The organism is Rhizobacter sp. OV335 (genome assembly GCF_900142965.1).
Lineage (GTDB): Bacteria > Pseudomonadota > Gammaproteobacteria > Burkholderiales > Burkholderiaceae_C > Rhizobacter.
The window spans coordinates 23531-30502 of record NZ_FRCQ01000049.1; the positions used below are offsets into that span (position 1 = coordinate 23531).

The 6972-nt window shown below is 67.9% G+C and carries 7 protein-coding genes; 4 read left to right on the top strand and 3 right to left on the bottom strand.

Annotated features, from left to right (window positions below; genetic code table 11):
* Window positions 1–80: 80 nt before the first annotated feature.
* Window positions 81–758 carry a type 1 glutamine amidotransferase domain-containing protein gene (locus BUE42_RS30280; RefSeq protein ID WP_073469094.1) on the top strand — a complete coding sequence of 226 codons (678 nt, stop codon included), beginning with the start codon at window positions 81–83 and terminating at the stop codon, window positions 756–758.
* Window positions 755–1066, top strand: a complete 312-nt coding sequence (locus BUE42_RS30285) for a putative quinol monooxygenase (protein ID WP_073469095.1) — start codon at window positions 755–757, stop codon at window positions 1064–1066. Before BUE42_RS30280 ends, BUE42_RS30285 begins: the two co-directional genes overlap by 4 nt.
* A gap of 27 nt (window positions 1067–1093) precedes the next feature.
* Here the strand turns inward: BUE42_RS30285 and BUE42_RS30290 are convergent, their stop codons facing one another.
* The 3 genes from BUE42_RS30290 to BUE42_RS30300 are packed head-to-tail and all read right to left on the bottom strand — an operon-like array spanning window position 1094 to window position 3306.
* Window positions 1094–1492 (bottom strand): PPC domain-containing DNA-binding protein, encoded by a 399-nt coding sequence (locus BUE42_RS30290; protein WP_073469096.1) that lies wholly within the window; start codon window positions 1490–1492, stop codon window positions 1094–1096.
* 16 nt (window positions 1493–1508) lie between these two features.
* A complete protein-coding gene (locus BUE42_RS30295) occupies window positions 1509–2099 on the bottom strand; it encodes a c-type cytochrome (RefSeq protein WP_083614784.1) in 591 nt (196 codons plus the stop codon).
* Window position 2100: 1 nt separating this feature from the next.
* Entirely contained in the window at window positions 2101–3306 is a 1206-nt protein-coding gene (locus BUE42_RS30300) for a PQQ-dependent sugar dehydrogenase (protein ID WP_200799062.1), read from the bottom strand.
* Between the two features lie 365 nt (window positions 3307–3671).
* Between BUE42_RS30300 and BUE42_RS30305 the strand changes: the two genes are divergently transcribed.
* Both BUE42_RS30305 and BUE42_RS32790 read left to right on the top strand, forming a co-directional pair.
* Window positions 3672–5834: a fascin domain-containing protein gene (locus BUE42_RS30305; RefSeq protein WP_073469098.1), complete on the top strand. Its 2163-nt coding sequence runs from the start codon at window positions 3672–3674 to the stop codon at window positions 5832–5834.
* 181 nt (window positions 5835–6015) lie between these two features.
* Window positions 6016–6972, top strand: a 957-nt coding sequence (locus BUE42_RS32790; protein ID WP_235002716.1) for a DUF6055 domain-containing protein, incomplete at its 3' end; no start/stop codon positions are given.

Genomic DNA, 6972 nt, shown 5'->3' on the forward strand with positions numbered 1-6972 from the left:
CTCTACCGGCCGGACGCCTGGCGCCCTAATCTTCGTTTCACCCGGAGTCGCCGGGTGCCCCGAACCCCAAGGAGAGTGTCATGAGTGTCAAGCATGTCCTGTTTGTTGTGACAAATGCAGCGGTGATCGGCCCGAACCATCGCGCCACCGGATTCTTCTTCCCGGAGATCGCCCACCCGTTCGACGTGCTCGACCAGGCCGGCATCGCGGTCGAGTACGCGTCGCCGGCCGGTGGCAAGCCGCCGGAGGATGGCTTCGACGGCAGTGATCGCGTGCAGGCCGGTTTTCTCGCGAGCGATTCGTACCGCCGCCTGGCGCACAGCCGCAAGCTGTCCGAGGTCGACGTGCTGGACTACGACGCGGTCTTCTTCCCCGGCGGGCTGGGCCCGATGGTCGACATCACCGGCAATCCGGAGGTGCAGAACGCGGTGCGGCGCGCCTGGGACGGCGGCAAGATCGTGGCCGCGGTGTGCCATGGCCCATCGGCGCTGCTTGGCGTCACGCTGGCAGACGGCACGCCGCTGCTGCGCGGCCGCAAGGTCGCTGGCTTCTCGAAGGCGGAGGAAGACGGCTACGCCCGCAGCGACGTGCCGTTCGATCTGGAGACCGCACTGCGCGAAGAAGGCGCGCTGTACGAATCGGCGGAGGCCTGGCAACCCAAGCGGGTGGTCGACGGGCGCTTGATCACCGGCCAGAACCCGGCATCGGGCCACCTGGTCGGCGAGGCGATCGTCGAAGCGCTGGGGAAGCGGGCATGACGGGCGCGGCTGCACCGGTCGTGGTGGTGGCCCGCTGGCAGGTGCGCGATGGCTCGCTCAGCGAGGTGCTCCGCCACGTCGCCGAGCTGCGCGAAGCCTCGCTGGCCGAGCCGGGTTGCCTGGGCTACGAGGTGTTCGAGGCCGTCCACGGGCCCGGGAGCCTGCTGCTGCTCGAGCACTACCGCGATGACGCCGCGCTCGAGGCGCATCGGCAATCCCCGCACTACCGGGCGGTGGTCGTCGATCGCATCCTGCCGCTGCTGGCCGCGCGGCAGGTCGAGATCCTGCGGCCCCGCGGCGCCGGGTGATGATGGCCTGGGTGGCCTGCGGCGTCGCTAAACCCGTCGGCGCACCACCAGCTCGCTGAACCCCGTCGCCGCATCGTGCTCGCGGGCTAGCGCTCCCTCCGGCAGCAGCGCCAGCAGGACCTCCGCCGTGGTCCGGACCCCATTGCCGAGCCCCACGTGTCCGCCGTGGACGCGGCCCGACGCATCAGAGACCGACATGTGCAGGTGCGGGCCGGAACGCGTCAGGGTGCCCGACAGCGACACGATCTCCAGCGGGCCGGGGATCGTGGCTTCCACCGACTCGCCGGCGTAGCGCAGCTTCGCCCCTGTCAGGCTGCCGATGCCGCAGATGACGAAGGCCGAATCCGTGCCGGCCTGGCGCAAGGCCTCTTCCAGCGCAGCGCGAAGGTCTGCACCGGGTGGGAGTCGAAGGGGAAGGAAGTGCACGGCCGGCTTCGCGCGGCTACTTGCCGCTGAAGTTCGCGACGTAGTAGGCCAGCAGGTCCAGGTCCTGCACCGGCACCTGGCTCAGTGCCTCGGTCATCGCGCGCGTGTAGCCCGGTCGCTCGCCCGACTTGAAGCCCTGCAGCGTCGCGCGCACGTACTCTTCCTTCTGGCCGCCGATGCGCGCCACCCCCTGGCCGCCTGCCAGATCGGCGCCGTGGCAGAACACGCACTTGTGCTGCTGCGCGAGGGCCTGCCCCTGGCTCATGCGCGCCGCATCGGGCGGCGTGGCGGGCGCCGGCGCGGGCACCGGCGGCAGCGTGCCGATGTAGTCGGAGAAGCCTCGCAGGTCGGCGTCCTTCATCGGCTTGGCCAGCGCGATCATCGCGTCGTTGTTGCGGCGGCCCTCGCGGAACAGGAACAGCTGCGTGATCACGTACAGCGACGGCTGGCCCGCCAGCACCGGCACGCCGGCCATGTCGCTGCGGCCGTTGGCGCCGTGGCAGGCGGCGCAGACGGTGCGGAAGCGCTCGGCATAGTCGGCCGGGGCAGCCGCAACGGCTGTGCTCACAGCCAGCATGGCCACGGTCGCGAGGCGTCGCCAGCCCATGTCACTTGCCGGCATAGCTGATGCGGTAGATCGCACCGGCGTGGTCGTCGCTGACGAGCAGCGAGCCGTCCTTCATCACGAGGAAATCCACCGGCCGGCCGAGGTAGGTGTTGTCCTCGACGAAGCCCGTCATGAACGGTTCGACCTTGGCGCCGCCCTTGCCGTTCGGCCACGCCACGTAGACGCCGTTGTACTTCTTCGTGCGGTTCCACGGCCCGTGGATGGCGATGAACATCGCACCGCGGTACTTCGCCGGGAACATCTTGCCGGTGTAGAACTTCAGGCCGAGCGACCCGGCGTGCGGGCCGAGCAGCGCGGCGGGCTTCACGAAGTCGTCGCAGGACTTGCCCCATCCGAACTCGGGGTCGGGGATGTTGCCCTGGTGGCAATACGGGTAGCCGAAGTGCTGCTTGCCGGGCTGCGTGACGTGGTTCAGCTCGTCGTTCGGGATCTCCTCGCTGAGCCAGTCGCGGCCGTTGTCGGTGAACCAGAGGTCGCCGGTCTTCGGGTCGAAGTCGAAGCCGACCGTGTTGCGCACGCCCGAGGCGATGGTTTCGATGCCCGAACCGTCGAGCTTCATGCTGTAGATCTTCGCGTACTCGCCCGGGTCGCAGATGTTGCAGGGCGCGCCGATGTTGTAGTAGAGCTTGTCGTTGTGCACGCGCAGGAACTTCCAGCTGTGGTCGCTGCCGCCCGGCAGCTTGTCGTTCAGCACGGCGCTCGGCTCGCCCAGGTTGTCGAGCTTGTCCTCGACGTTGTCGTAGCGGACGATCTTCTTGTGGGTGGCGAAGTACAGCGAGCCCTTGTAGAACTCGATGCCGGTCGCCTGTTCGGTCTTGTCGATGATGACCTTCGGCTCGCGCTTGCCGTCGACCGCCTTCTCGGGCAGCGCGTAGACCTTGTTGCCGACGAACAGCGTGCTGACGAAGATGTTGCCCTTGGCGCCCTGGCGCATCTCGCGCGCGTCGAGCACGCCCGACGCCCAGGTCTCGACCTTGAAGCCGGGCGGCAGCTTGAACTTGCGGGTCGGCAGCTGGTCGGCCGCGGTCGGGATCGGGAACGCCGCCACCGGCGCCATCTTCATGGCCGTGTCGGTCTTCGGCCGGCCCTTGGCCCAGCCGGGTTCGGCCTCCTGGGCGGGCGCCACGGCGGCCGCGCAAAGCAGCGGCAGCGCGGCGACGAATGAACGCAAACGGATCTGATGCATGTCTCTCTCCTGTGTGGTTGTGGGAGAAGCCAGCTGCCCGAGTGGCGACGAGCCTGTGGCTCTCTGCGGCGATCGGTGTCGCGGGGGGCATCTTGAGCGATGACGGCGGCGCTGTCCAGGCAACACCCTGATACACACGAAAGTCCGGACTTACCCTCAGGCGCGCGCCCACCAGGAATGATCAAATCGCCTGCCCGACTGGAATCGGTTCCACTTTTCAGGCTCGTCGACAGTACGAGTCTTGCAAAGAGACACAGGAAAAGGCCGGGCGGGCTCATAGATTGGGAAGACTTGCCACGGGTGCAGCCTCGCCACGAGGTGCGGTGCGACCGCGGAAGCTTAAAAACCTTCAAGGAGAAGAACACATGCAGTGGAGTACTCGACAGTACGTCGCGATGGCCGTGATGCTGGGCGCCTTCGGCGCCGCGGCAGACGCGGCGACCCTTCGCGCCGTCGCCAACAACAACTTCGTCAGCGCCACCGCGACGGGAACCTCGTTCCTGAACGCCACGGCGCCGGTCGCCAGCACCTGGGAAGACTTCGAGGTCATCCGCAATGGCAACGGCACGGTCTCGTTCCGGGCCACCATCAGCGGCAACATCGTGTCCGCCGACCAGGGCCTCGGCGCGCCGAACACCAACCGCCTGATCGGCAACCGCCAGGCCATCAACGCCTGGGAGCAGTTCACGCTCGAGACCCAGTCCAACGGCACGGTCGCGATCCGCTCGGCCACGACCGGGCTCTACGTCAGCGCCGACCTGAACCGCGGTGGCTTCCTGGTCGCCGACCGTCCCACGGTGCAGGCCTGGGAGCAGTTCGTTCTGTCGGACACCACGACCCCGCCGCCGACCAACCCGCCGCCGACCGGCACGACGCCGGACTTCGGCCCGAACGTCCACGTCTTCAACCCGTCGACGCCGAACCTGCAAAGCCAGATCGACGGCATCTACAACGCGCAGCAGCCGAACCACTTCGGTCCGCGCCGCGATGCGATCCTGCTGACGCCGGGCACCTACAACAACCTGCGCATTCCGGTCGGCTTCTACACGCAGGTGCTGGGCCTCGGAAGCCACCCGGACCAGGTGCACGTCATCGGTGACCTGCGCTCCAACGCCTTCCTCGGCGGCGACAACGCGACCCAGAACTTCTGGCGCGGTGCCGAGAACTTCTCGGTCACGCCGAGCCAGGGCATCGGCAACAACACGATGCAGTGGGCTGTCTCGCAGGCGATCCCGTTCCGCCGCATGCACGTGCGCGGCAACATCAAGCTGAACCAGAACAACGGCTGGTCGAGCGGCGGCTGGTTCTCCGACGTGCTGGTCGACGGCAACGTCAACTCGGCGTCGCAGCAGCAATGGATCTCGCGCAACAGCCAGTGGGGCAGCTGGAGCGGCTCGAACTGGAACATGGTGTTCGTCGGCGTGCCGAACGCACCGGCCGGCAACTTCCCGACGCAAGGCCAGCGCTACACCAAGATCGCGCAGACGCCGGTCATCCGCGAGAAGCCGTACGTGTTCATCGACGCCAACGGCAGCTATGCGGTGCGCGTGCCGGCACTGAGCACCAACAGCGCCGGCATCAGCTGGAGCAACGGCGCCACCACGCCGGGCACGACGCTGCCGATCAGCAGCTTCTTCCTCGCGAAGCCGAGCGACAGCGCGGCCACCATCAACGCGCAGCTGGCGGCCGGCAAGCACATCCTGTTCACGCCCGGCACCTACGTGCTGACGCAGACGCTGCAGGTGAACAACCCCGGCACGGTGATCCTGGGACTGGGCTTCGCGACGCTGCGGTCTGACAACGGGCAACCGCTGATCAAGACGGCCGACGTCGACGGCCTGACCATCTCGGGCCTGTTCCTCGATGCGGGGCGTGCCGAATCGGGCGTGCTGATGGAAGTCGGTCCGAGCGGCGCCAGCGCCAGCCACGCGGCCAACCCGACCGCGCTGCACGACCTGTTCTTCCGCATCGGCGGCGCAGCGGCCGGCCGTGTCGGCATCGCGTTGAGCATCAATGCCAACAACACGATCGTCGACCACACCTGGCTGTGGCGCGCCGACCATGGCGACGGCGTCAGCTGGAACGACAACCCGTCCGCCAACGGCCTGTGGGTGAACGGCAACGACGTCACCATCTACGGCCTGTTCGTCGAACACTTCCAGCAGCACCAGGTGGTGTGGAACGGCAACGGCGGCCGCGTGTACTTCTACCAGTCGGAGATCCCGTACGACCCGCCGAGCCAGTCCGCCTGGAACAGCACGACGGGCCGCGGCTGGGCCTCGTACAAGGTGTCGAACAACGTGACGAGCCATGAAGCCTGGGGCCTGGGCATCTACAGCGTGTTCACGAACGGCGGCATCCTGCTCGACCGCGCGATCGAGGTGCCGACCACGTCGGGCGTGCGCTTCCACGACATGATCTCGGTCTGCCTGGGCGGCAACGGCGGCATCGTGCACGTGATCAACAACACCGGCTCGCAGACCGGCTGCAATGCGTCGTTCACGCCGACGGTGACCACCTTCCCGTAACGCAACGTTCTTCCGCGAAACGAGCCCCCGGTGCAAGCCGGGGGCTTTTTGTTTTTTTGCTGACGTTTGGTGACAGACGGGCAGATCTCCAGAACGCCGCGGTCAACACTGGCTTGTCGCCGTCTTCCAGAATCGCGCCACTTTTCAGATGGCACGCATTCCAACGCACAGGGAGAAGACGATGAAGAAGATGAATCGCATGAGGATCGCCGCAGCCGCTGCGACGATCATGGGCAGCCTGGGGGCCGCACCGGCCTTCGCGGCCGACTGGCCGAGCGGCTACACGTTCTGCGCCAGCGAGCGCGCCACGTGTGCCGTGGGATCGAAGCCGCGCCAGGTGTCGTACGGCGCGCAGGGCAAGTGGGTCGTGAAGCCGAAGTCGGGCACGATCGCCTGCAGCAACGCCACCTTCGGCGACCCGGTCGTCGGCAAGCGCAAGGCCTGCGCGATCGGGCCGCTGGTGGCCGCGCCGGCACCGGCGCCCGCTCCGGCGCCCGCACCAACCCCTGCGCCCGCACCGGCACCTACGCCGGCGCCTGCGCCAGCGCCCACACCTGCGCCGGCTCCTGCGCCCGCACCGACGCCTGCTCCCGCACCGGCCCCTGCCCCCGCCACCGTCGACCAGGGCAGCACGCTGACCACCTGGGCCGCGCCCGGCACCACTCCGAAGCCCACCGTCACGCCCGGCACCTGGCGCGCGGGCGGCCCGAACCCCGAGCAGTCCAGCTTCAGGCTCGTCAAGGAGTCGGCCCACTTCGCGTTCTATTCGGACGAGACCATCTCCGACGCCGACCTGACGCTCGCGGCCACCACGCTCGAGAACACCGTCTGGGAGAACCTGTTCAACTCGAACCTGTTGATGCCCGAGCCGTTCTTCAACAAGACGGACAAGATCAAGCCGGCCATCCACATCCATTCCGATTGGGGCCTGACCGGCGGCGCCTGGGTCGACAACGCGCGTGGCCTGCACCTGGGCATGTGGATCGCGCCGGCCGCGCTGAAGGACCACTGGGGCCTGACGCACGAGTTCACGCACGGCTGGCAGTCCTGGGCCGGCAACAACGGCGGCCTCGAGTGCTACCAGTCGAACACCTGCGGCTGGCTCTTCGAGAGCCACGCGAACTTCACGCCGCACCAG